The organism is Algibacter sp. L1A34, assembly GCF_009796805.1.
Lineage (GTDB): Bacteria > Bacteroidota > Bacteroidia > Flavobacteriales > Flavobacteriaceae > Algibacter.
In genome coordinates this window covers 3,205,351-3,230,757 of the sequence record NZ_CP047029.1, presented here as the reverse complement: position 1 = coordinate 3,230,757, position 25,407 = coordinate 3,205,351, and the positions used below count along the sequence as shown (strand labels likewise).

At 33.0% G+C, this 25,407-nt stretch carries 17 protein-coding genes; 2 read left to right on the top strand and 15 right to left on the bottom strand.

Going from position 1 to position 25,407, the window contains the following annotated elements; genetic code table 11:
• Positions 1-120: 120 nt before the first annotated feature.
• The 14 genes from GQR97_RS13610 to pabB all read right to left on the bottom strand — a co-directional run bounded on the left by GQR97_RS13610 (position 121) and on the right by pabB (position 22,136).
• A complete protein-coding gene (locus tag GQR97_RS13610) occupies positions 121-1,545 on the bottom strand; it encodes a rubredoxin domain-containing protein (RefSeq protein ID WP_158849312.1) in 1,425 nt (474 codons plus the stop codon).
• Between the two features lie 2 nt (positions 1,546-1,547).
• Positions 1,548-5,069, bottom strand: coding sequence for a nitrate reductase (locus GQR97_RS13605; RefSeq protein ID WP_158849310.1), 3,522 nt, complete (start codon positions 5,067-5,069; stop codon positions 1,548-1,550).
• Positions 5,070-5,202: 133 nt separating this feature from the next.
• Positions 5,203-6,621, bottom strand: coding sequence for an MFS transporter (locus tag GQR97_RS13600; protein WP_158849308.1), 1,419 nt, complete (start codon positions 6,619-6,621; stop codon positions 5,203-5,205).
• Between the two features lie 339 nt (positions 6,622-6,960).
• Positions 6,961-7,626: a response regulator transcription factor gene (locus tag GQR97_RS13595; protein ID WP_158849306.1), complete on the bottom strand. Its 666-nt coding sequence runs from the start codon at positions 7,624-7,626 to the stop codon at positions 6,961-6,963.
• Positions 7,627-7,787: 161 nt separating this feature from the next.
• Positions 7,788-9,608 carry an ATP-binding protein gene (locus GQR97_RS13590; RefSeq protein WP_158849303.1) on the bottom strand — a complete coding sequence of 607 codons (1,821 nt, stop codon included), beginning with the start codon at positions 9,606-9,608 and terminating at the stop codon, positions 7,788-7,790.
• Between the two features lie 13 nt (positions 9,609-9,621).
• On the bottom strand, positions 9,622-10,206 hold the full coding sequence (locus tag GQR97_RS13585; RefSeq protein ID WP_158849301.1) for a DUF4202 domain-containing protein: 585 nt from the start codon (positions 10,204-10,206) through the stop codon (positions 9,622-9,624).
• 11 nt (positions 10,207-10,217) lie between these two features.
• Positions 10,218-10,595: a nitrite reductase small subunit NirD gene (gene nirD, locus GQR97_RS13580; protein ID WP_158849299.1), complete on the bottom strand. Its 378-nt coding sequence runs from the start codon at positions 10,593-10,595 to the stop codon at positions 10,218-10,220.
• A 65-nt stretch (positions 10,596-10,660) separates the two neighbouring features.
• Positions 10,661-13,174 (bottom strand): nitrite reductase large subunit NirB, encoded by a 2,514-nt coding sequence (gene nirB / locus GQR97_RS13575; RefSeq protein ID WP_158849297.1) that lies wholly within the window; start codon positions 13,172-13,174, stop codon positions 10,661-10,663.
• A gap of 164 nt (positions 13,175-13,338) precedes the next feature.
• The gene (locus tag GQR97_RS13570; protein ID WP_158849295.1) at positions 13,339-15,636 is read right to left on the bottom strand and encodes an FdhF/YdeP family oxidoreductase; all 2,298 of its coding nucleotides are present in this window, start codon (positions 15,634-15,636) and stop codon (positions 13,339-13,341) included.
• An 84-nt stretch (positions 15,637-15,720) separates the two neighbouring features.
• Positions 15,721-16,686, bottom strand: coding sequence for a YheT family hydrolase (locus GQR97_RS13565; protein ID WP_158849293.1), 966 nt, complete (start codon positions 16,684-16,686; stop codon positions 15,721-15,723).
• Positions 16,687-16,903: 217 nt separating this feature from the next.
• A complete protein-coding gene (locus GQR97_RS13560; RefSeq protein ID WP_158849291.1) occupies positions 16,904-17,560 on the bottom strand; it encodes a spermidine synthase in 657 nt (218 codons plus the stop codon).
• Between the two features lie 63 nt (positions 17,561-17,623).
• Entirely contained in the window at positions 17,624-19,243 is a 1,620-nt protein-coding gene (gene ade / locus GQR97_RS13555) for an adenine deaminase (protein WP_158849289.1), read from the bottom strand.
• A gap of 62 nt (positions 19,244-19,305) precedes the next feature.
• Positions 19,306-20,616 (bottom strand): tRNA lysidine(34) synthetase TilS, encoded by a 1,311-nt coding sequence (gene tilS, locus GQR97_RS13550; protein ID WP_158849286.1) that lies wholly within the window; start codon positions 20,614-20,616, stop codon positions 19,306-19,308.
• Positions 20,617-20,843: 227 nt separating this feature from the next.
• Positions 20,844-22,136, bottom strand: a complete 1,293-nt coding sequence (gene pabB, locus GQR97_RS13545; protein WP_158849284.1) for an aminodeoxychorismate synthase component I — start codon at positions 22,134-22,136, stop codon at positions 20,844-20,846.
• Between the two features lie 118 nt (positions 22,137-22,254).
• Here pabB and GQR97_RS13540 point away from each other — a divergent pair, with 118 nt between their 5' ends.
• Together GQR97_RS13540 and GQR97_RS13535 are read left to right on the top strand one after the other, a co-directional pair.
• A complete protein-coding gene (locus GQR97_RS13540) occupies positions 22,255-23,175 on the top strand; it encodes an aldose 1-epimerase family protein (RefSeq protein WP_317164055.1) in 921 nt (306 codons plus the stop codon).
• Between the two features lie 113 nt (positions 23,176-23,288).
• Positions 23,289-24,641, top strand: a complete 1,353-nt coding sequence (locus tag GQR97_RS13535) for a DEAD/DEAH box helicase (RefSeq protein ID WP_158849282.1) — start codon at positions 23,289-23,291, stop codon at positions 24,639-24,641.
• 58 nt (positions 24,642-24,699) lie between these two features.
• Here the strand turns inward: GQR97_RS13535 and GQR97_RS13530 are convergent, their stop codons facing one another.
• Positions 24,700-25,251, bottom strand: coding sequence for an HNH endonuclease (locus tag GQR97_RS13530; RefSeq protein WP_158849280.1), 552 nt, complete (start codon positions 25,249-25,251; stop codon positions 24,700-24,702).
• Positions 25,252-25,407: the final 156 nt, after the last annotated feature.

The following is a 25,407-nucleotide window of genomic DNA, read 5'->3' as shown; positions in this document are numbered from 1 at the left end:
TGAGTTATTTGATATCGCTAAATTGATATTGTAAAAATAATTTTTTAGATGAAAAACCACTAAGAATTTGTCCGCAAAAAAAAGATATAGCGGATAGCAGGAAATAGCTTCTAAAAAATATTATTTAACTAAAGTCTTTTTTTGAAAATGGCTTTTAGGAGCTTCGCAAAGGGAACATTCATAAGTTTCATCGAGATCTTCAAAGCGTGTGTTAGGATCAATATCTTGAGTAATATCTCCAAATACCTCGTTATAAATGGTTAAACAATCTTGACATTGGTAAACGTTTTCCTCGGTGGCTTCTTTCTTAATTTCTTTGGCCTTAATCTCTTCGCGTTGCGTTCCTAATTGCTTAAAATAGAGTTTACTTAACTCCATTAAAAGTCCGGGAAGCTCAACTTTATCAACGTCTTGTACATGCATAATGTATTCCCCTGTGTTTGGGTCGAAATTTTTAGCATACAACAAATTGTAAGTATCACGAATTACGAAATCACCCAAAAGTTCAGGTTTTTTATTTTTTTCTATAACTACAGATGTAAAATGATAGGCTTTACTTTCGAAATTTGAAATCCCAAATGTTAAACCATAAGTACTTATATCGTTTTGATCGAAGTTTGTTACCAAATACTTTTTTAGGTTTAGCGCATCTTTATCATTTACCGGTAAATGCCAATTAAGCTCTAACATGGAGTGGCGTACGTTAATACCGTAGCTACCCAAAAACTTTTCCCATTGCAATTTAGAATCTACAGGCACTCCTTTTACAATAAAGGATTTCCATGGCGTAATACATATTTTACCTATTTTACTTTCGGCACATAAATCGCACAAATCCTTTAAAAAATTTAAATCGTAACGGTTATTTCTCCAATATAAACCTAACCAATATTTATCACCAAAACGGTTCATACCCTCATAATATGGAAATGGGTAAAATGGAACTTCTAGTGGTTTATCTACGGTACGGTTATTTGTTTCAACGGCATCGTTAACCAAATCGAATAACGTTTCCATGGTTTCTGGCTCTTCCTGTAATACCTGCTCTATAGCCAATTCTATTTTATCCATATCCCAACTATAAATTAATGCGGGATACATTTCCGTTTTTTGCCACTCTGGTAAACGCACATATAAATACCAATAATCTTCACTTCCTGAAGCTATAAAATTCACATTTCCTGTGAATAAAGGTACTAAGCGCTGTTTGGGGTCTATAATGTTTACTCGCAATTTTAAATCGTGCTTAAATTGCTCTAATATATATAGGTAGCGATCGCTGGTAAGCCATGAGGTGCTTGGCAAAATATCGGCCGAAACATAAGATGATACAATATTTTCTATACCATCGTGCTTGGGTTGTATAAACTGAATTTTATCGAATTGAGAAAACTTATCTTTATCTATCTTTTCCGGGAAAATAATATCTTGTCGAGATCCAAAAGAAATAGCATCTAAACCTAAGCCTTCTGCGGCCTCACAAATATATTTTAATTCACCTGGTGATAAAACACCTCCGTTAATTCTAAGTCTATATGGTTCCATAATTATGCTAATACTTTGGTGTTATTCAAAATTTCTTTAACCTCTGTTTTACAACTTCCGCAACCTAAGCCCGCTCCTGTTTTGTTACAAAGCTCGGTAAAATCGTTACAGCCTTTTTCTATAGCTTCTACTATATTCCCTTCGCCCACTTGGCTGCAAGAGCAAACTAATTTACCAATAACAGGAACATCGTTTGAAGCACCACGAAGCAACGTATTTCGTTTATCGGCCATTTCAATTTTACTTTCAATCATGGTTTTAAACTCGGCAAATTCGTTTTTATCACCCATTAAAACAGCGCCAACTAGTAAATCATCTTTTACAATACATTTTTTGTAATAACGCTTAGATATATCTGTAAATATAATTTCCTCGTAACTTAAATCATTTTCCGGAATATTAATTTCTCCAATACTACAAAGATTTAAATCGTTGAATTTTAAAATATTCATTAAAACAGAACCGCTGTATGATACACTAATATCGCCTGCTATAAAGTTCGCTAAAATATTAGCTTGCTCCTCTGCTGCCGATGTTATTCCGAATAACTGGTTATTGAATTCTGCAATTTCACCAATGGCAAATATATTTGGAACAGACGATTGTAAATGCTGATTTACCTTTACACCACGACCACAAAGAATACCATTTTCTTTAGCGATTTCTATATTAGGACGCGTACCAATAGCATACACAATAGCGTTTGCTGTTAAAGATTTACCACTTTTAAGCGTGATATTAATCTCGCCAGTATCATCGTCATCAAAAACAGTACTAACTTCATTATCAAAATAAAGTTGAATACCACGTTCATGCACATCTAAAGCTAAAAGTTTACTAGAAACCTTATCTAATTGGCGTTCCATTAAACGTGATGCACGTTGAATAATAGTGATTTTCACATTTTTATGCTTCATGGCTGCTGCCAACTCTAAACCTAACAAACCACCACCTACAATAACAACATGTTGCTCTTCTGGAGGTAAGTTTGTTGCATCTAAATAGGCTTTAAAACTATCGGCATCACTCTTGTTTCTCATCGTAAATCGACCTGGTAAATCAATTTGAACTCCTTTTGGTATAAAGGCGCGACTTCCTGTAGCTAAAATAAGTTTACTGTATGTATGCTCTTCACCATTACTATCTGTAACAACGTTATGTTTAGAATCTATATTTGAAATGGACGTTTCTGGATGAACGGTTATTTTGAGTTTTTTTAATTCTATTTGTTTTATTTTAAGAAGTGCGTCCCATGTTAATTCTTCAGTAATATATTCAGGTAATAATACGCGGTTATAGAATAAATTAGGTTCTTTAGAAAACACATGAATCTCATCAACCTCGTTAGATTCTCTATAGTTTTGTACAAACCTAAATGCCGCTGCACCTGCTCCAACAATAATAATTTTATCGACTGGTTTTTTATATTTTTTAACGGATACACAAGTAAATTTAAAATCAGGTTCTTTAGATACTGGATCTACAAGCGTATTAGTTAAATTGTTTGCACGATTTAAATTACTTTGAAGCTGTTTTCCCCAGTGCATTGGTAAAAACACAACACCTTTTTTAATAGTATCGGTTACTTTAGCACGAACGCGAACTACGCCATTTGTACTTTTTATTTCTGAAATATCACCGTCTTTAATTTTATTTAAGAAAGCATCCACCGGATTAATCTCTAAAACGGGAGTTGGGTAATGTGTTTTTAATCGTGATACCTTCCCGGTTTTTGTCATGGTGTGCCATTGGTCACGTACTCTTCCTGTTGTTAAAATTAAAGGGTGTTCTCCATCGGGTTTTACCGAATTATTTTCGATCGTTGATGGTAAATTGAATATCGCTTTTTGTGATGGCGTATAGAATTTTTTATCTTCAAATAAACGTGGTGTACCTTTATGTCTATATTCTGGAACTGGCCATTGAAAAGTACCTTCGTTCTTTAATCTATCGTAATTTAAATAAGAAACATCAATATTTGTTCCCTTTGTCATTGCAGCGTATTCATCGTAAATTTCCGAAGTATTATTAAAATTAAACCCACGAAAGCCCATTCGTTGTGCGAAATCACAAAATATTTCGACATCTGGTCTCGCTTCTCCTGGAGCTTCTATTTCTTTCGGTAAATATGAAATACGACGCTCAGAATTCGTCATAGTACCTTCTTTCTCTAACCAACCAGCAGCTGGCAATACTAAATCGGCATATTCTAAAGTATCCGCTTTATGAGAAATTTCTTGAACAACCACAAATTTAGCTTTTTTCATAGCCTTTTCAATACTATGTGTGTTAGGCATACTTACCAAAGGATTGGTACAAGCAATCCAAACAGCCTTAACTTTTCCGCTTTCTAAAGCATCAAATAGTTCCGTAGCCGTTAAACCTGGTTTAGGTGAAATTTTATCGACACCCCAAAACTGAGCCACTTCTCGACGGTGTTCTTCATTACCTAAATCCTTATGTACAGCAAGTAAATTAGCCATACCTCCTACTTCACGACCACCCATAGCATTTGGTTGTCCTGTTAATGAGAAAGGTCCCGAACCTGGTTTTCCAACCTGGCCAGTAATTAAAGATAAATTAAGTAAAGACACATTTTTATCGGTACCTACAACACTTTGGTTGAGTCCCATGGCCCACATACTTATAAAACCTTTAGAAACACCAATAATATCAGCCGCTTTCCTAATATCCTTTTCTTCTACACCACAAATTTTTGAGGCTTGCTTTAATGATGTTTTAAATATTAATTCTTTATAATCCTGAAAACCTTCAGTATGTTTTTTTATAAATTCTTCATCTATTAATCCACGTTTATACAAGCATCTTCCAATGGCATTGTATAAAACAACATCGGTTCCTGGAAGCAATTGTAAATGTAAATCGGCAAAATTTGCTGAATCCGTTTTTCGAGGATCAATAACAATAATTTTAACCTCAGGATTCGTTTCTTTTCGCATTTCAATACGACGAAACAAAATAGGATGACACCATGCTGGGTTTGCTCCTGTTATTAGAAAACAATCAGCTAATTCAATATCTTCATAAGATACTGGAACACTATCTTCTCCAAATGTTTTTTTGTAACCAACCACTGCCGAACTCATACATAATCTTGAGTTGGTATCAATGTTATTAGTGCCTAAAAACCCTTTAGTAAGTTTGTTGGCAATGTAATATTCCTCTGTTAAACTTTGTCCCGATACGTAAAACGCAACGCTATCTGGACCATGTTTTTTGATTATAGACTTAAAAACACTTGCTGCACGATCTAAACCTTCGTCCCAAGTAACACGCTCTCTAGGGTGCGAACGACTCCAACGCATTTCTGGATATAGAATTCTATCGGAAACATCATTTGCCACGTAATGTAAATTCATGCCCTTTGAGCACAACATACCTTTGTTAACGGGATGATCTTTATCACCTTCCACCAAAACTTTACCATTGGTATCTTTTTTAACAATAATTCCGCAGCCTACACCACAATATGAACACGTTGTTTTTACTTCGTTTTTAATCATTGAGATTCACATTTTACACTAAGTAACACTAATAAATTCCAGAAAACAAATGAATTATTCATTATTCTGAATATTTAAAAAAAGATTCTTTTAATCACTTTTTTATTAAAAATACCACAATAAAACTAGCTTTTTACTTCACTAGAATTAAGTTTTCGGGCTCTACTATAGATTCTTCTTTCGCTACCTTTTCATCTTCCGTTGAAAAACGTATCGTTAAAGAAACTACCGCAGTTAAAACCACAGTGACACCAATTATGAAATAGCCACTAGAAACTGCGGTAGCTGATGCTGCTGATTGAGCGACCTTAATGGCCTCTTCGCCTAAGCCTTGACTGGCTATTATAGCGCCTTTTTCTGCTACGGCCGATTGTGATTTTAATAGCATTGCTGCTAAAAAGGCACCTACATTTCCTCCTGCTCCAACAATTCCTGAAACCGAACCTATAGCTTTTTTATTAATAAATGGCACTACCGAAAACGTTGCGCCTTCTGCCATTTGAACTGATAAACTAAATAATATTAAGAACGTTACACCAACCATAATACTCGTTGTTGTAGAGAACGTAATAAGCATTAAGCCTTGTATTGTTAAAATAAATGCTAAGAATAAAACTCGACCTCTTAAGCCTTTTAATTTTCCGAATTTATCTCCAAAAAACCCACCTAGTGTTCTTGCAAAAATATTCATTAATGCGAATGATAACACGATGTTTCCTGCTGTAACACGCTCTAATTGAAAGGTGTTTTGCAGATAATCATCCATAGTACCATAAACCGTTAATTCTATTCCAAAGCTTGCTGCATAAACAACAAATAAAATCCAAACTCTATAATCTTTTAAAACTTCTAAAAACCCAATTTGATCTTTTTTAGTTGAAACCATCTCTCCTGAAGCTCTCAAATCTTTAAAGTTTCCGTTAAGCGTATCTTTAGTAAAGAAGAAATAAATAATTCCCATACAGAAACAAACAATCCCTGCAACAATCATAGAATATCTCCATGCATCGGCATCGGCTACACCAAAACTAACAACAGCGGCAGCAATTAACGGCATACCTAAACGATTTGCTCCTCCACCAAGGTTTCCCCATCCTGCAGATGTTGCGTTTGCTGTACCTACAATATTTGGCGCATACATTAAAGATGTATGTACTTGCGTGATAACAAATGAGGCTCCAATGAAACCTATAAATAATCTACAAATTAAAAATTGCGTTGGTGTTTGAACCAAACCACATAATATAACCGGTATTGCACCAATAGTAAGTAACCAAGTATAACATAATCTTGGGCCATACTTATCACATAATTTACCAATAAGCAAACGCGCAAATACGGTTCCTGAAACAGCTAGAATTATAGAATTCCATTTTTGATCTGGTGTTAAACCTAAATCTTTAACCACATCAGGCATAAACGGAACAATACCAAACCATGCGAAGAAACACATGAAAAATGATATTGACGTGATCCAAAACGTACGTGTAGAAACGCTTTTAAAATCTAATAAACTTAGTGTTGTTGACTTTTCTTGTGCTAAATTTGCCATAATTGATAATTTTATACTTACAAAACTAAGTATAATTACTTAATTTACAAGAAAAAATATACGTATTTATAAATTTATGCTAGATTGATAATTTTAGATTAAGCTTTTTGAGGATCTGGTAAAATGATATTAAAATTTAAGAAGAAACTTATATTATGATAATTAGTAGAAGATACTAAAACACGTAATCATATAATAATTAAATAATTATAAGTAAAAATTAATTAAATTTTGATTAAAATAAAGCAAAAAAAAAGAGTTGAAAAGCTTATCAAAAAACTTAACAACTCTAATATATAAACACTACTTAAAACTAGTAAGTAATTATGACTAATATTTTTATTCTAACCCGAATTCCTTGGCTTTATTAGATAGTTCCATTAAATTTTTAACTTCCAGTTTTTTCATCAGGTTAAAACGATGCACCTCTGCTGTGCGTTTACTAATGTTTAGCTCATCTGCAATATCTTTGTTATTTTTTAGCTGAAGTACTAAATTAAGTATTTGTTTTTCTCGTTTTGTAAGTTTAAATGGATCTTCTATTGGTTTTACCTTTGGAGCAACAGCAGTATTTGTATTACCATTAACAAAGTTATTCATGATAATAGCCGATACGTCTCCCGTAAAATATTTTCCACCAGAAGCTACTTTATTCAAGGCTTTTAAAAACTCCTCTTTACTTGCTCCTTTTAATAAGTAACCATCGGCTCCTGCTTGAATAGCTTGTAACACATATTCTTCGGAATCATGCATAGACAGTACCAGTGTTCGAACATCTGTATATAATCTATTAACCTCTCTAACGGCATCAATACCATTCATTTCAGGCATACGTATATCTATAATTAGTACGTGAGGTTTATTGGTTTTAATGACCTCTAGAGCCTCTTTTCCATTCGAAGCTTCATCTATAACAACTATACCAGACTGATCTTCTAAAAGCGCTTTTATTCCATCGCGAACTAAAACATGATCATCTGCTAGTACAACATTAATAATATCCATAAATAACAATTATAAGTACAAAAGTAAGACTTTTTAAGTAATGCTACGTAATTTTGAATTGGATTGTTAGTTAGGTGTGATAGCAAGTAATGTGATAGTGATTAAAAACTTTAATTGTACATGATATCTCGATTCCTTAACATATCAAAAAAGACACAAAATCAATCATCATTTAAAGGAATATTTAAAGTAACTCGAGTTCCTTTTCCTTCTTCTGAACTTAAAAATAAACGACCATCGATATACTTTATGCGTTCTTTCATAAAAGTCATACCCATACCTCCATCGGCATTTTTGAAGTTTTTCACATTTTGAGGATCAAAACCTTTTCCGTTATCATCAATAACAATACTTAGTATATTTTTGCTATGAGTTAAAGACACCAAAATATGAGTGGAATCGGCATATTTTATGGCATTATTAATCGCTTCTTGAGTTATTCTATAAATATTTATTTCAACTAAAGAATCTAACCGATCAGAAAAATCGGTTTTATTAAAAAACACAATATCCTTTCCGGTAAGTCTTGCCAATTCTTTTGTAAGTTTAATTATTGCTGGTACAATACCATGATCAGATAATTCCGGCGGTGTTAAATTAAACGTTGCCGTACGCACACCTTTTATAATATTAGTGGTAAGTTCTTTAAGGTGTTCTATTTTGGAAGCCGTTTTTTCTATATCATTAATATTTATGCTTTCCAAATTATATTTTAAACCCGTGAGCATTTGTCCAATACCATCATGAACATCTTTAGCTATACGGTTTTGCTCCTTTTCTTGATTCTCAATAATTTTACTAGAAATAATTTTTTGCTGACTTATCTCTTCCTGAAAATTCTTTTTATTTAAGCGTTCAATTTCTAATTGTCCCGCTTTTCGTTCTGTAATTTCCGAAGCTATAATTAATAATTCCGTTTTTTCATCATTTGGGCTAAACGGAATAATTGCCATCTCTAACCAAACGCTTTCATCTTCTTTAGTAGTAGCCTTTACTTCGCCTTGCCAACCTGTTTTTTTATATTTTGTTACTAAATTTTCAAATGCTATTTTTTCACTTTCCACAGAAGACATAACATTCCAAAACATAGCCGTATCATTAAACCTAGAGAATTTAAAGCGTCTTGAAAACTTATTACCAATGTGAATAATTTGTCCGCTAGATAGAATACGTGCAAACAACAGAGTCTCATCCATTGCCTGACTTAAAGCACGTAATTCTTTGATAGATTTTTCTTTTGCAAAGCTTAACTCATCAGCATCGAAGGCCATTTTTTTTGCATGCTTTTCAGCTTTTAATAATTCGGCGAGCGTTGCTCTAACCGATTTTGCCGTTGGCCAGAATATAAAGAGTAATTCTCCTAATAAAATGACTAAGGTCAAAACCATCAAAAGCGTTTCCAACTTGCCTAACCAGCGTACTTTTTGATCCGCTTCTAAACTGTACTGATTAACTATTTGATCCATGATTAACAAGAAATCACCCTCGTTATCTCTTACCAAATTAACATCTTTATTAAAACTTACTGATGTCAACTCCTCATTACTTTCAACACTAGAAATAATGCGCTGTGCAGCTTCTTCTATAACTTCAAAAACAACATTTAATGCTTTAAATTTTATGGAAATATCTTTGCTATTTTTCGCAGGTAAACCTAGCTCAGCATCCCCTTCCTGCAAAGCATTATGGGATAATTGCCAAAGCAACAATGTTTTCTTTAACCGATCTTTAATAACAGTTCTTGCTTCTGGAGTTTCTGCAGTAGCAAGCAATAAAATCTCTTTGGTAAGTTTTTGACTCAGCATACGTTGCCTACCCGCCACATTTATAACAGTAGAATCGCTTTGCTGCGCCTTTAAATGCTGGCGAACAAAAATATTACTTAAAATTACCGATAAAGCAATGGTACTTAAGGCAATAATATATAAACGACTCAATTTACCAAACGTACGCTGATCTAAAGAATTGCCGTTTTTTGTCATATTACATAAAATTTTAAGAAATAGCTTGTTTTACTAAAGCCAAACTCTTTTCGGAAAACTTAATTTTCAATGCCTCGGCATGGCCTTCATCAGACATTTTTTTCCAAGTTTTTTGTAGAATATCAATTATTTTTTCATCGCTGTGTTTAGCAGCAAATTCATCGAAGTAAAAATCAAGAAAGACTAAACAAATAACATCCTCAATAGTCTGAGATTCTTTATTTTTCTTAATTAGTTTTTTAAGTACAATAGCCTTAACACGATCTATAAATTCATCGTCATAACCTACTTCCTTCAAAATATCACTGGTTAATTCAGCATGCATTTGTTTTAAATCTTGACGCCATTTTAAATAACCAGCACGATCCATTGGATATTCATTTCTAGCACTTTTCCAACGGCAAATATGCTGTGCTCTAGCTGCTATTTGCAAGGCTTTAGAAGCATTTGAATCAAACTGTAACAAGGTTCTACTCATGCGTTGCGAATACAATAATTCCTTTGGATACTCCATACCCGAAACGGAATACGTATTCACATCTTCAGCATTTTTTTTATCAATTAAAGCAATTGCAGTTTCAAATCTTGTAGGTTTCATCTTTTCATTTTTTAATCTGAAAAGCCAATATACACATTTTCTTCTTCAATCTTAACAGGATAAGTTGCAATGGCATCTAAATCTCCATTTAAATTCTCACCTGTTTCTAATGAGAATGTTTTTTTATGTAATGGACAAGCTACTTTAGGAACTCCTTTATCATCGCCTAACATACCTCTTGATAAGACCATTTCCATTTTATGTGGACATACATTTTGACAGGCAAACCATTGTTTTGTTCTTGTAAAATTAAAAACAGCTATTTGCTTTCCTTTATATTTTACACATCCTCCTCCGTTTTCAAAAAAATCGGCAACAGCACCCGCCTTAAACCAAACAGTAACATCGCTTATTGCAGTAGCTTTATATTGAGAAAGTATTGTATCCATAATTTTATTTTATTTATTACTGTGAATTTTAAAAATAAACCGTTGTTATTTTTGCTTAATATAATTTAGTTTTTCCAATGTTCTGGCATTTTTTGATCACGTAAAGGAACAAATACTAAATTATCATCTCTATCATCTGAGTTTACAAAATGATTAAAACGTTTTTTAGTTTTATCATTCTCTATCGCTTGTTTCCACTCACACTCGTAAGCATCAACTAAAAACTGCATCTCCTTTTCTAATTCTGGAGCAATATTTAAACTGTCTTCAATAACAATTTTTTTCAATTGCTCAATACCACCTTCTAATTTATCCAGCCAAGCAGCAGTTCTCATTAACGGTGCTGCAGTTTGTATGTAGTACATTAAGTAACGATCTAAATATTTTAAAACCGTTTCGTTATCGATTTTCTCAGCTAATAACTCTGCATGTCTTGGGGTTGCACCACCATTTCCACCAACATATAAATTCCATCCGCCTTCTACAGCAATGACACCAAAATCTTTTCCACGAGCTTCGGCACATTCACGAATACATCCTGAAACACCACCTTTTAATTTATGTGGGGAGCGTAAACCTTTATATCTGTTTTCTAATTCTATAGCAAAAGAAATACTTTCATCTAAACCATAACGACACCAAGTAGAACCTACACAACTTTTTACTGTTCTTAAAGATTTTCCATAGGCATGTCCACTTTCAAAACCAGCATCAATCAACTCTTTCCAAATAGCAGGTAAATCGTTTAACTCTGCACCAAAGAAATCGATACGAGCACCTCCGGTAATTTTAGTATATAAATTATATTTAGAACCAATTGTACCTAAAACAATTAAACCTTCAGGTGTAATTTCTCCACCAGCAATTCTTGGAACAACAGAATACGTTCCGTTACGTTGTATGTTGGCTAAGAATTTATCATTTGTATCTTGTGTAACATCTTCTTTATTCGGAGTGAAATTATATAAACTTGCAAAAATAGAAGACACTAATGGTTTACATGTTTCGCAACCATGCCCTGTTCCACAAGTATCAAGAACATCGTCAAAAGACGTTAATTTTTTAATTTTTATAATGCCATATAATTCTTGACGACTATATTCAAAATGCTCACAAATTACATTTTTAACCGTTTTACCAAGAGATTTTAAAGTTTCATTTACCAAATCGGTAACCATAGGTTTACAACCTCCACAACTTGTACTGGCTTTAGTAGATGAAATGACACCTGCTAAATCTTCGCAAGAACCATCTTTAATGGCGCCACAAATTTGACCTTTACTTACATTTTCACAAGAACAAATTTGTGCCGTATCTGGTAAATCTAAAGCGCTACCAAAAGCACCGCCTTCTGTTGCTGGCAATATTAATTGTGCGGCATCTTCAGGAATCGCCATGCCATTTAAGTATACTTGATGTAGCATATTATAATCCGATGCATCACCAACCAAAATTCCTCCTAATAGACTTTTACCGTCGAGACTGACATTAATTCTTTTATATAAATGTTGTGTTTTATTTTCAAAAATAACTGAATGCCCTTTTGATGCAGGCATAAAAGGTTCTCCAAAACTCGCTACATCTACACCAATTAATTTTAATTTGGTAGACATATCAATTTCGGCAGGCATTAAACTTTCAGCTTTACCTAAAATTTGGTCAACCGCAACACCAGCCATATCATAACCTGGAGCAACTAATCCAAAAATCATTTGATTGTAAAGCGCAATTTCACCTATAGCATAAATACTATCGTCCGATGTTTGCATCTTGTTATCAACCACAATACCTCCACGTACGCCCATTTCTAAACCACAAGTTTTTCCAAGCTCATCTCTTGGTCTAATTCCTGCTGAAATAATAAGCATATCGCAATCTAAAACGTCGTCTTCTCCAAACTCCATTCCTGTAATCGCTTTATCTCCTAAAATTTGATTGGTTGCTTTACTTAGGTGAATATTTAAACCAATAGACTCCAATTTTAATTGAAGCACTTGGCTACTACGTGAATCTAATTGTCTTGGCATTAATTTGGAAGCAAACTCTACAATATGTGGTTCTAACCCCATATCCATAGCAGCTTTACCAGCCTCTAAACCTAATAACCCTCCACCAAGTACGGCAGCTCTAGGATTAGGATTTGTTTTTTTAATTTTTTCAGCATAAGCAAGCATACCTTCTAAATCCTCAATAGTTCTATATACAAAAACACCTTCTTTCTCAACACCTTTTATTGGTGGAACAAAAGCCGATGATCCCGTGGCTAAAACTAAGTAGTCGTATGAAAACTCACGATCTTTTACTGTTGTAATGGTTTTTGTAGATCGATGAATATCACTAACACGTTCACCTGTTATTAATTCTATACCATTTTCAGCATACCATTCGGCAGGCGCCATTTCTAAAGCTTTCGCATCTTGGTTTTCAAAAAACTCACTTAAGTGTACACGATCGTACGCTGGGCGAGGTTCTTCACCAAAAACCGTTACTTTAAATGACTCATTTCCAGATTGTGCTGCAAATTTTTCACAAAATTTATAACCAACCATTCCATTTCCAACAACTATGATATTTTTCATAAACTACGTATTTGATACAAAACTAAGTAATTTTACTTAATTTTAATACTTAATCACATAGTTTTTTACGTAGCCCCTTAATAATTACATATTTCCTAAATTGACAATCATTTAATTAAGTATTAGGCAAAAAACAGGATTGTGAATTATGAAAATATCAGGATTTAAACAGATGCTTCTACCGTAATCACCACACTTTTAGACGCTGGAGTCTTCGCGGTATGCGCAAAACTATCTAGTGGCACCAGTACATTTGTTTCAGGAAAATACGTAGCACAGCAGTTTTTAGGAATATCATAACCAACAACCTTAAAGTTGTTAGCATGGCGTTTAACACCTTTAAATTCCGACTTTAAATTAACCACCTGATGTTCTGTTAAGCCTCGTACCTTCATGTCTTCACGGTTCATAAAAATAATACGACGTTCGTTAAAAACACCTCTGTAGCGATCATCTAATCCGTAAATTGTGGTATTAAATTGATCGTGACTACGTATTGTCATCATTATCAATTCATCATCCTTTAATTTCCATTCAGGAAGTTTATTGACAGAAAAATTAGCTTTTCCTGTTTTGGTATTAAATTTTCTAACGCGAGCCCCATTTGGTAAATAAAAGCCTGAAGGATTTTTTAAACGCGTATTGTAATCCTCGAAACCAGAAACCACTTCAGCAATATCATCTCGAACCAATTTATAATCGTCCTTATAAGATAACCACTTCACTTTAGTTTTACTTTTTAAAGTAGCATGCGCTACTCCACAAACTACAGCAACCTCACTTAATAAAGCATCAGAACATGGTTCTAGAATACCTTTAGTAGATGATACTACACCCATTGAATTCTCTACGCTTTGCACCTGTTCGCCAGATTTTTGATAATCTTTTTCGGTACGACCTAAACATGGTAAAATTAAAGCTTCTTTACCTGTAACTAAATGCGAACGATTCAATTTTGTACTTACATGCACGGTTAAATTGCAATTAGCCAAACCTTGGGCAGAATAACCTGTATCGGGTACAGCAGAAATAAAATTACCACCTAAACCAAAAAATACTTTCACCTTTTTCTCATACATGCCTTTAATGGTTTCAATAACTGAAAAACCATGTTTTGCACTCGGCTTAAAACCATATTTGCTTTCAATTTTATCTAAAAAAGCTTGAGGAGCCGATTCCCATATACCAACTGTTCTATCACCTTGCACGTTAGAGTGCCCACGAACAGGACAAGTTCCTGCTCCTTCCTTACCAATACTTCCTTTTAATAAAAGTAAATTTATAAGCTCTCGAATATTATCTACCGCATTTTCATGCTGCGTCAAACCCATGGCCCAACACACAATAATTTTTTCATTATTTAATATTAAATCGAAAGTTTGATTAAAAATATCTAAAGAAACACCCGAAGCTTTTAGGCATTCATCAAAATTATAAGTTTTTAAATCTGCTATAAACGCGTTGTAATCGCTAGTATATTCTTCAATAAAATGTTTATCAAAAACATTACCTAGCTCCTCCTCTTTTTCTAATAATTTTAAAAGAATTGCCTTTATAAAAGCAACATCGCCGTTTATAGTAATTGGTACAAATACATCTGCTAATTTTGTGCCTCCAGTTAATAGTTTTATAGGGTTTTGAGGATCGGTGAATTTAATTAAACCCGCTTCTGGCAATGGATTAATCGCTATTATTTTACCTCCATTATTTTTACATTTCTCTAAAGCACTAAGCATTCTTGGGTGATTGGTTGCTGGGTTTTGACCAATAACCATAACCACTTCAGCTTTATATAAATCGTCTAATTTCACCGAACCTTTACCAATACCTAAAGTTTCAGTAAGCGCACTTCCACTGGCTTCATGACACATATTCGAACAATCGGGTAAATTTGAAGTCCCAAATTCTCGCACAAATAATTGATATAAGAATGCCGCCTCATTCGTCGTTCTTCCTGATGTATAAAAAGCAGCTTCGTCAGGATTATCTAGCGCATTTAAATGGCTTCCCACTTTCTCAAAAGCAGTTTCCCAAGAAATGGGTTGATAATGTTTAGCCCCTTCCTGCAAAAACATAGGTTCTGCTAAACGACCAGATTTACCAATTTCGAAATCGGTAAAATCGGCCAATTCATCCACAGAATATTTTGCAAAAAAGTCTCGATTTATTGTTTTATTTTGAGCTTCTTCTGCAATGGCTTTCATACCATTTTCGCAATATTCACCAATAGCAGAACGTTCATCATCTGGATCTGGCCAAGCACAACCTGGGCAATCAAAACCACCTTTCTGATTTATTTTTAATGATAGCTTCAACGCATCAGAAGCTTTCATATATTTATTAACCTGTGTTGCAGCTGCTTTTAAAGCGGCAAAACCTACCGTGTTTTTTGGTGGAGCTTCCGTTTTTAAATTGGTAAACCCCTCTGGTGTTTTTGCTTTATCTTTTGCTGAACTGCTCATAAACTTATTTTTTATAGTTAAATCTACATGTTTTATTGGAAGAATTAAACCTTTTAAAAAGAATCATGACTATAAAACCATATTTTAACAAAAAGCTAAACTTTGTATAAACTCTAAAGCGCGTTGCTCATTATAATAGACATTATTTTTAGAAACAAAACCAACATGCCCGCCATATTCAGGCATTTCTAAAAACAAATTCGGATTGTTTTTTGCTTCCTTTACAGGATAACATTCTGGAGACAAAAACGAATCGTTAAGTGCATTAATAATTAAAGTAGGCGTCTTTATATTAGGAAGAAATTGCAAACTACTACATTGCTCGTAATAATCGGCTGCATCAATAAAACCATGTGCTTTAGACGTATATATATTGTCGAAATCTTTAAGTGTTTTGATCCTATTAAAAGCTTCCATTGACATACTATTTGGAAATTTATCAATCTTCTTTTTTAGAGAAGTCTTTAAATGTGTTAAAAAGCGATTAGAAAATGCTGCATTTTTTAATTTATGAAGCTCATCGCAAGCTCCACTTAAATCACAAGGTGTCGATATAGCAACTGCAGCCATAACTTCCTTTGGAACACTATCTCGCTCTCCTAAATATTTCAATATAATATTGGCCCCTAAACTAATGCCTTTTAAATAAATTTTCGAGTACTTTTTTTCTGAAATTAAATGCGTAATAACATCTACTAAATCTTGTGTTTCTCCAGAGTGATAACTTCTAAATTTAGAATTCACTTCTCCCGAACACCCACGAAAATTCACAGAAACAGCATCTATATTATTAGCATTAAAAAGTTTGGCAGCTCCTGTTAAATAAGGACGCTGGGCATGACCTTCCAAACCGTGAAGCAACACAATACAAGCTTTACTTTTTTCTTCGGAAAAGCTCCAGTCTAAATCAATAAAATCGCCATCGCTTAATATTAAACGTTCGCGCTCTTGCTCTAAAGAAATTTTACGAACAAGCCCAGAATATACCGTAGAAACAAAGCCACTTTTAAAATAAAACTTAGGTTTATAGGTCGATGTTAATATTGGCATTATTTATAGTTATTAGTTGTTACTGAAAAACAAATATTTTTTACTCTAAAGAACAAAAGTAGTTAAATTACAAACAGTTTTATTCTAGCATTTCTTAATAATGATTATACATAGTTTGTTATGTCAATAAAAAAATAAGTAACCCAACAGAAATAAAATAAAAAACTTAGAAGAACTTTAGTAAGAATGAAAAACCACAGGATAAATTAAAAGTAGTTTAACTGTTGCTTTTTCGACCGATAAGCACACTGTTTGTTCCTTCAATATTTTTAAAAAGTGATGTTTCAAAATAAATTGACTTTTCAAAATAAGTAATTACTTGCTCCGTTTTCTCTGTCATTTTTCCTTTTAAACCTAAATTAAAAATGAAATATCCGTTTTCATTAACCAATTTTGAAATATTCTCACAAAAAATAGCAGAATAAAATTGATCTGGAACTTCGTTATTAATAAATAAATCAATAATAATTAAGTCATATTTTTTATTGCTCTTTTTAACAAATTTATAAGCATCATATTTACTTATTGTAAGGTTGTGCGAAGTACAAATATTAAAATCATTTTTAGCAATAGCTATAATCTTTTCGTCAATATCTACCGCTTGAATATACCCATTAAAGTCAAACTTTTTTCTTAAAGAAGATATAACGCTACCGCCTCCCAAACCCAATATAAGAACATGTTTAACATTATCAAACTCAATTTTAGAAAGTGCATATTCTAGAATTTTTTGAAGGGATCCATAAGAATAGTTAGCATCTTTAGTATTAAGCATTTTTTTACCATTATAATAGGTTATTTCTAACTTCCCATTGGTATCAGAATCGATAGTTTTGGCTGTTACAGGCCATATATAACTTAATATTTTTTTCATTGAATAGAAATTATAGCTTAATGGTTTACGTTAAATTTAGATTGTTATTAAGCAGCTGAAACTCTAAGCATCTAGTGATGTAAATTTAAAATCTTTACCATTAAACAACCCTTTATCGCTTAATTTTAAAGACGGAATAACTAACAATGCCATAAACGAAAGCGTCATGTAAGGCGCATTTAATTTAGAACCCATTTTTTTAGCCATAGCGTCCAATTGTGCATACTGCTTTCCAATAGTTTCACCATCTTTATCACTCATGATTCCAGCAACAGGTAAGGACACTATTTTTTCTTCGGACGCAGTCACGGCACAAATACCACCTTTATTTTCTATTAGTAAATTAACAGCTTTGCAAATCATTTCGTCCGATACGCCTACAGCAATAATATTATGAGAGTCGTGACCAACTGATGATGCAATAGCTCCTTCTTTTAATCCGAAGTTTTTAATAAATGCCATGGCTGGTTTTTGATCGTTGTAGCGATTAACAACCGTCATTTTTAAAATATCTTTTTCGGTATTTGAAACTAAGTTCCCGTTTTCAATTAATGATTCTTCAATTAATTCATTGGTTACAAGTTGACCTTCTAAAGCTTCGATAACTCTTATTTTATCTGACGATGACGCGACTTTAAAATCTGAGATTTCTTTTTTAGTACAGTTGAAATTATTCAAATTTGTAAAAGAAACGGGCTTAATTAAAGATTTACCATTATTAGAAACCAATTCACCATTTATATAGGTTTGTAGTGTTTTAAAATCTTTTAAATCTTCTACTACAATACAATCGGCAACATCATTAACTTGCAACAGACCAACATCCAAATTATAATGTTTCACTGGGTTTACGCAAGCCGCTTGCAATACTTTAAAAACATCGATGCCTTTGGCAACTGCTCTTGCACATAATTTATTAATATGATTAAGAATTAAATCGTCAGGATGTTTATCATCACTACAAAACATCATGTTTTCGAAATATTCTGGTAATAAATCGATTAAAGCTTCAAAATTTTTGGCAGCACTTCCCTCTCGAATTAAAATTTTCATACCTTTTTGAAGCTTCTCTAAAGCTTCATCATAAGTAAAACATTCGTGATCTGTAGAAATTCCTGCTCTAATATATTTTGAAACATCATGACCGCGTAGTCCTGGTGCATGTCCATCGATAGGTTTGTTAAAATATTTTGCCCAAGCTATCTTTTTCATGACTTCATCGTCATTAAATAAGACGCCAGGATAATTCATCATTTCAGCCAAATATTTGATATCCGAATTTTCCAAAAGTGCTTTTATATCATCGGAATCTATTACAGCTCCGGCAGACTCAAAAGTAGTCGCAGGCACACAAGATGGTGCTCCAAAGTTAAATTTAAATGGCACTTTCTTACCATTTTCAATCATGAATTCCACACCTTTCACACCTAAAACATTGGCTATTTCGTGCGGATCGGAAACCGTTGCAACTGTACCATGAGTAACAGCCAATCTAGCAAATTCACTAGGCACTAACATAGAACTTTCTATATGTATATGTGCATCTACAAAGCCAGGAAGTATGTAATGATTAATGTTATGATTAGCTTTTTTTATTGATAAAATCTTCCCGTTTTCAATGGTAATTTCTCCTTTATAAATACGCTTATTTTCTATATCGACTATTTGGCCTTGTAATATCATGACTTATATTTTTTAATAGTTTTATTAAACCTCCAAAAGCTATTTGGAGTTAATTGAATAAACTATTGTAATGTAATTTTTAAAATGTTTTTTGTGTTTTCGGTAACCTTAAAGCGATTGTCTGCGCGTCTATTTACAACCCAAACAATAGTATTATTAGAACATAACACAGAAACGTGTTCCTTATCTAAAAGCGATAGCTTCTCATCTTTTAAATATTTGCTGATTTTCTTTTTACCCGACATTCCTAAAGGATGAAAAAAGTCGCCATCTTCCCATTTTCTTAAAGTTAATGGATATTCTAAAGTATCAGCATCGACATAAATAACCTCACTTCGCTTTCCAAAAATAGCATCGGCTTCATCAAAAAATAATGTTCCAAAAGGTGTTCCCACCTGTTTTTCCTCTTTTGAAATTAAAATACTTTTTTCTTTTTCGTTATTAATTTCACTTAATAATAAGTGTTCTCTATTTTTAATTAAGCGATGTGTTGCAGAGAATACCTGCTTTCCAGATTCGGCATCGAGTAAATTTAAAACATCGTTCCATTCGGTAAATCCATATTCCTTAAAAATTTCGAATAAATAAGCTTTTGGATTCCTTAAGCTTTTAAATTCTGAAATTTTAAATACCGTTTTATCATCATCTTGAGATACAATAGCTTTACTTAAAAGATGATCTAAACTATCTTTAACGAGATCTTTAGCATCCTTTAAATTACTTAGCGTTGTTTGAAAACTTTGAAGTAAACTCGGGTTTATTTCTTTTAAAATAGGTATTAAATTATGACGTAATTTATTACGCACATATTTAGTGGAAGCGTTACTACTATCATCTCGCCAAGCGATATTATTTGCTTTGGCATAATACTCGATAGCTTCACTCGAAAATGGTAATAACGGACGAACAAAAATTGTGTTGACTTCAGGAATCCCTGTTAACCCCTCTAAACCTGTACCTCGTGTAAAATTTATTAAAAACGTTTCGAGATTATCGTCGGCATGATGTGCTGTTAAAATATAATCGAATTCTAATTGATTTGCCAAATCTTCAAACCAATTGTAACGCAACTCTCGAGCTGCAATTTGAATGGATTGCTTATTGGTTTTAGCATAATTTTCTGTGTCAAAATTTTGAACAAAAACTTCTAAACCCAAACTGTCGGCGAACTTTTTTACCGATTGCTCATCTCCATTACTTTCCTCTCCTCTTAAATGAAAATTGCAGTGTGCTAATGCTACATTGAGTTTTAATTGATGGCATAAATGTGTTAAAACAACGCTGTCGATTCCTCCGGAAATAGCAATTAGGATTTTGCTTTCGTTTAAAAATGCAAGATTTTTATTGATATGGTTTTGAAGATTTTTAAGCATACTTCAAATTTAGTGTTTATTTTGATTATTCGTAAAGATTTAAATAGCTTATAAGAAGTAAAAAGAAATCAATTGCGTAAATAAACCATTGTTCAAAGCTGTTCTAAACCTAACGGATATACGCGCAAGGGATTGAACGGTTTGTTTGAAATCCTGCTTGTTTTCCTAAAAAACAAGCAGATTGAGTAGTGAAAGCCCGACCCTTTTCGGGTTGCGCCCAAAGTAATTTAATTCTCTAAAACGGTGCGCATAGCTTTGGCTTTTACTAGACATTCTTCGTACTCTTTAAGCGGATCACTTTTTGCTGTGATGGCACCACCAACGGAGTAAGACACGTATTTTTGTGTGGCATTGTACAAAATGGTTCGGATAACAACATTGAAATCGAAGTCGTTTTCGGGTGTAAAATAACCTATGGCTCCAGAGTATAACCCGCGTTTGGTAGCTTCGAGTTTCTCTATAATTTTCATGGCAGATATTTTTGGTGCGCCCGTCATGCTTCCCATCGGGAATGTACTTTTTAGAATGTCTACTGGGTGCGTTTCTGGTTTTACCTCAGAAGTAACCGTAGAAACCATTTGATGTACTTGATCGAAGGTATAAATTTTGCAAAGCTCCTCTACTTTAACACTTCCTTTTGTGGCTGTTTTTGAAAGATCGTTACGTACTAAATCGACAATCATGATGTTTTCGCTTCGCTCCTTTTCATCTGTAATCAAGTTGTTTATTAACTGATTATCTTCTGTTTTATCTAAAGATCGTTTTGCTGTACCTTTTATAGGTTGCGAAATTAAGTGATTACCTTCCTTTTTAATATACCGCTCTGGCGAAGCGCTTAAAGCGTATTTATCATATAATTTAACGAATGCCGCGAAGGGCGGTTTAGAAATTTTATTAAGTTTATTGTAGGTTTCTAATGGTGAAATTTGTGTGTTTTCGGCGTAAAATTCTTGACAAAAATTAGCTTCGTAAATATCACCATTGTGAATATGATTGAGAACGGTATCTACTTTATTAAAATACTCGTCTTTATGGATTTTAAGTTTAATTTTAATGTTGTTTTCTTGATGATCTTTAACGGCTTCTTTTGCATTTCTAATGGCTTCTAAATCGGTTTCAATTTCATCGTCTACACATTTTAAATACTGAATTTCAACTTGATTATCTTTAAATAAAAAAAGTTTTTTAGGTTGAAAAAAGGATAAATCGGGAAACTCTAACCCGTCGGTATTCTGAGATTTTAAAGCCTCTACATCGTTTTTTAAATCGTAGGTTAGGTAACCAAAAACCCAATCTTTTACAAGAGTTTGATATTCTTTTAATTTATCGAACCCCTGATGATAGTCGGTTTGTATGCTTGTAAAGGCTTCTACTGCTAAAATAGCATCGTAACTGCCATACTTCTGTTCGTAATGATTGGAATCTAACCAAATAACTTCGTCGAATTGCTGCCCCCAAATCAGTATTTGATTTTTAAAATCGTCGATATTTTCTGGGTTATGGGTTTGTTTTGCTCTCAATGGAATGTTTTGGTATGCTATTTTTTGACACAATATTATGTATCCCTTCGATTAAAAATATTTTATCCTTAAATATTATTCGGTAAAGTTAATGAGTTTCCATAAAAAAATGTAAATTTTGAGCATAATACCAATTTTAAAAGGAACTATGTACACTTTACAGAATGAATTACTGAAAATAGCCGTTAAAAAAACAGGCGCTGAACTTTGCAAAATTACATCGGTTAAGCATAATACCGATTTTATGTGGGATGGTAATCCGGATGTTTGGGCTGGTATTGCTCCTAACCTATTCCCTATTATTGGCGCTTTAAAAAATGATACTTATAAATTTGAGGGCAAAAGATATAACTTACCTAAACATGGTTTTATTCGCCATAGTGAAGATTTAAAAGTTATAGAGCAGACTGAAAATAGCTTAACTTTTAAATTGATTTATAATGATGATTTATTGAAGCTTTATCCGTTTAAATTTGAGTTTTACATCATTTATTCCTTAACAGGAAATACACTTAAAATTAAGCATACCATTAAAAATATTGATGATAAAGCATTATATTTTTCTTTAGGCGGCCATCCTGCTTTTAAATGTCCAGTTTTTAAAAATGAAACTTATGATGATTATTTTTTAGAGTTTGAGCATGCCGAAAATTCTAAAACGCATTGTATTAATATGGAAAATGGTTTAATTTCATCGAGCACCAAACCCGTTTTTGAAAACACAAATTTGCTTCCTTTAAAACATGATTTATTTAATGAAGACGCCCTAGTTTTTAAAGATTTAAAGTCTAGAAGCGCTATTTTAAAAAGTAAATTGAATGGCGAAATACTTACTGTAAGCTATCCAGACTTCCCGTACTTAGGGGTTTGGGCAAAACCTACGGGCAATTATGTTTGTATCGAGCCATGGCTAGGTATCGCGGATAATGAAAATACAAATCAAGATTTGATAACAAAAGAAGGCATTTTAAAACTTGAAGCAAAAAATGATTTTTCGGCTAGTTATAGTGTTAAAATAGCTAAAACACATTTAGAGTAAACAGCCACTATAAGTTTTTAAAAACCTTATAGAAAACATGTATAAAACAAGAGATTTTCAATTAGCTAAGATTATAAAAAAATGGTGTAACTTTGCCGCTTAAACTTTCCACTGTGATTTTTCAAGATTTAAATTTAAATACACCACTTTATAATGCCCTAGACGACTTAGGCTTTACTATCCCTACGCCTATACAGGCAGAGGCTTTTAATGTTGTAAGCTCTGGTAAAGATGTTGTTGGTATTGCGCAAACAGGAACAGGTAAAACGTTTGCTTACATGTTACCTATTTTGAAAAACCTTAAATTTTCGACTGATGAGAACCCACGTGTTTTGGTATTAGTACCAACACGGGAACTTGTTGTACAGGTGGTAGATGAGATTGAAAAACTATCTAAATATATTAACAATCGTGTTTTAGGTGTTTATGGAGGAACTAATATTAATACACAAAAAAAAGCTATTGCTGAAGGTATTGATATTTTAGTTGCCACACCAGGGCGCATGTACGATTTGGCTTTAAGTCGTGTTTTACAGTTAAAATCAATTCAGAAATTAGTTATTGATGAAGTTGATGTTATGTTAGATTTAGGTTTTAGACATCAAATAATTAACATTTTTGATATTTTACCGCCTAAAAGACAAAACATCATGTTCTCGGCAACAATGACGCAAGATGTTGATGTTTTAATTAACGATTTCTTTAAAAATCCAGAACGGGTTTCTATTGCCATTTCTGGAACACCACTAGATAATATTGTTCAACAACGCTATAATGTTCCTAACTTTTATACGAAAGTAAATTTATTAGCGCACTTATTGAAAGATACTGAAAAATACAGCAGAGTCTTGATATTTGTGGCTTATAAACGTATGGCAGATCGATTATTTGATCAATTAGATGAAATTTTTCATGATGAATTATGTGTTATTCATTCGAATAAAACACAAAACTATAGATTACGAAGTATTGAGCAATTTAGGGAAGGTAATAACCGTATTTTAATTGCGACAGATGTTATGGCTCGTGGTTTAGATATTGATAATGTATCTCATGTTATTAATTTTGATACACCAGATTTTCCAGAAAACTATATGCACCGTATTGGTAGAACTGGCCGTGCCGAAAGACAAGGTGAGTCATTATTATTTTCTACAGTAAAAGAAAATAACTTGGTTGAGCACATTGAAGCTTTAATGAACATGACAGTTCCTGTTTTGGAAATCCCCGAAACTGTTGAAATTTCTACCGAGCAAATTGACGAGGAACGCGCAGAAATTAAAGAACATTACAATCCTATAAAACGTAAGGATGAAGATGCTCCTGGACCCGCTTTCCATGATAAATCTGAAAAAAACTCTAAAGAGAATTTAGGTGGTTCATACAAATTTAAAATTGCTGCGAAGTACAAAAAACCTAAAACCCGTGGTGATAAAAACTATAATAAGCGTAATAAAAATAAATAAGATTGAAATTACTAAAAAAAACGAAGGAGGTTAGCTGAAAAGTTAACCTCTTTTGGTTTTAATAATCTGTTACATGTTTCCAGTTTTCACCAGATACTACGCGATATAATTGCATTTCCGAAATTCCAAATTCTTTAGCAATCATTTTAATGCGTGTACGCCGGTTTGGGTCGTTTACTTTTCTTCTAATTAATCGAACACGACTTTCTGTAAGCTTGGCGTAAGAACGGTCTATTTTCCTGTTTTTATAGTTTTCGCCAGAGTATTGGTGAACTTCCTTTTCGCGTTTAGTTGCCCATTTTAAATTTTCGACTCGATTATTAATTTTGTCGTAATCTAAATGAATTACATAAATTTGATTGTCTTCTTTTACTAAAAAATGTTGTGCAACTAATTTATGAATATACCTTCCAGTACTTTTTCCGTTAACACGCTGCTTTAATGAAATACTAACGTAACCATTTGTTAGCGAAGGGTCAACTAGTCTCTCTTGGTCTTTTTTACAATTAATTAACCGACCATAATTGGAAATCTTGTAGTTTTCAAATTCGGCTATTTTGTCATCAAAAACTACGTGTTCCCATTTTTCTAATGGATAATCACGTATCATATTATAATATATTAGTTAAGATTAACAACAATATAAAAATATTTTTTCGACACACCTAAATTTTTCAACTTATTTTTCTTTTCCAAAATGAACAAAACTACTGATTTTTAAACTATTACAAAACATTTCAAAAGAAAAAACCTCGTTTTAATCATG

What these genes read in the sequence shown, in the direction of transcription:
- GQR97_RS13610 (WP_158849312.1), bottom strand. Translation starts at nt 1,545, where the DNA reads ATGGAACCATATAGACTTAGAATTAACGGAGGTGTTTTATCACCAGGT.
- GQR97_RS13605 (WP_158849310.1), bottom strand. Translation starts at nt 5,069, where the DNA reads ATGATTAAAAACGAAGTAAAAACAACGTGTTCATATTGTGGTGTAGGC.
- GQR97_RS13600 (WP_158849308.1), bottom strand. Translation starts at nt 6,621, where the DNA reads ATGGCAAATTTAGCACAAGAAAAGTCAACAACACTAAGTTTATTAGAT.
- GQR97_RS13595 (WP_158849306.1), bottom strand. Translation starts at nt 7,626, where the DNA reads ATGGATATTATTAATGTTGTACTAGCAGATGATCATGTTTTAGTTCGC.
- GQR97_RS13590 (WP_158849303.1), bottom strand. Translation starts at nt 9,608, where the DNA reads ATGACAAAAAACGGCAATTCTTTAGATCAGCGTACGTTTGGTAAATTG.
- GQR97_RS13585 (WP_158849301.1), bottom strand. Translation starts at nt 10,206, where the DNA reads ATGAAACCTACAAGATTTGAAACTGCAATTGCTTTAATTGATAAAAAA.
- nirD (WP_158849299.1), bottom strand. Translation starts at nt 10,595, where the DNA reads ATGGATACAATACTTTCTCAATATAAAGCTACTGCAATAAGCGATGTT.
- nirB (WP_158849297.1), bottom strand. Translation starts at nt 13,174, where the DNA reads ATGAAAAATATCATAGTTGTTGGAAATGGAATGGTTGGTTATAAATTT.
- GQR97_RS13570 (WP_158849295.1), bottom strand. Translation starts at nt 15,636, where the DNA reads ATGAGCAGTTCAGCAAAAGATAAAGCAAAAACACCAGAGGGGTTTACC.
- GQR97_RS13565 (WP_158849293.1), bottom strand. Translation starts at nt 16,686, where the DNA reads ATGCCAATATTAACATCGACCTATAAACCTAAGTTTTATTTTAAAAGT.
- GQR97_RS13560 (WP_158849291.1), bottom strand. Translation starts at nt 17,560, where the DNA reads ATGAAAAAAATATTAAGTTATATATGGCCTGTAACAGCCAAAACTATC.
- ade (WP_158849289.1), bottom strand. Translation starts at nt 19,243, where the DNA reads ATGATATTACAAGGCCAAATAGTCGATATAGAAAATAAGCGTATTTAT.
- tilS (WP_158849286.1), bottom strand. Translation starts at nt 20,616, where the DNA reads ATGCTTAAAAATCTTCAAAACCATATCAATAAAAATCTTGCATTTTTA.
- GQR97_RS13530 (WP_158849280.1), bottom strand. Translation starts at nt 25,251, where the DNA reads ATGATACGTGATTATCCATTAGAAAAATGGGAACACGTAGTTTTTGAT.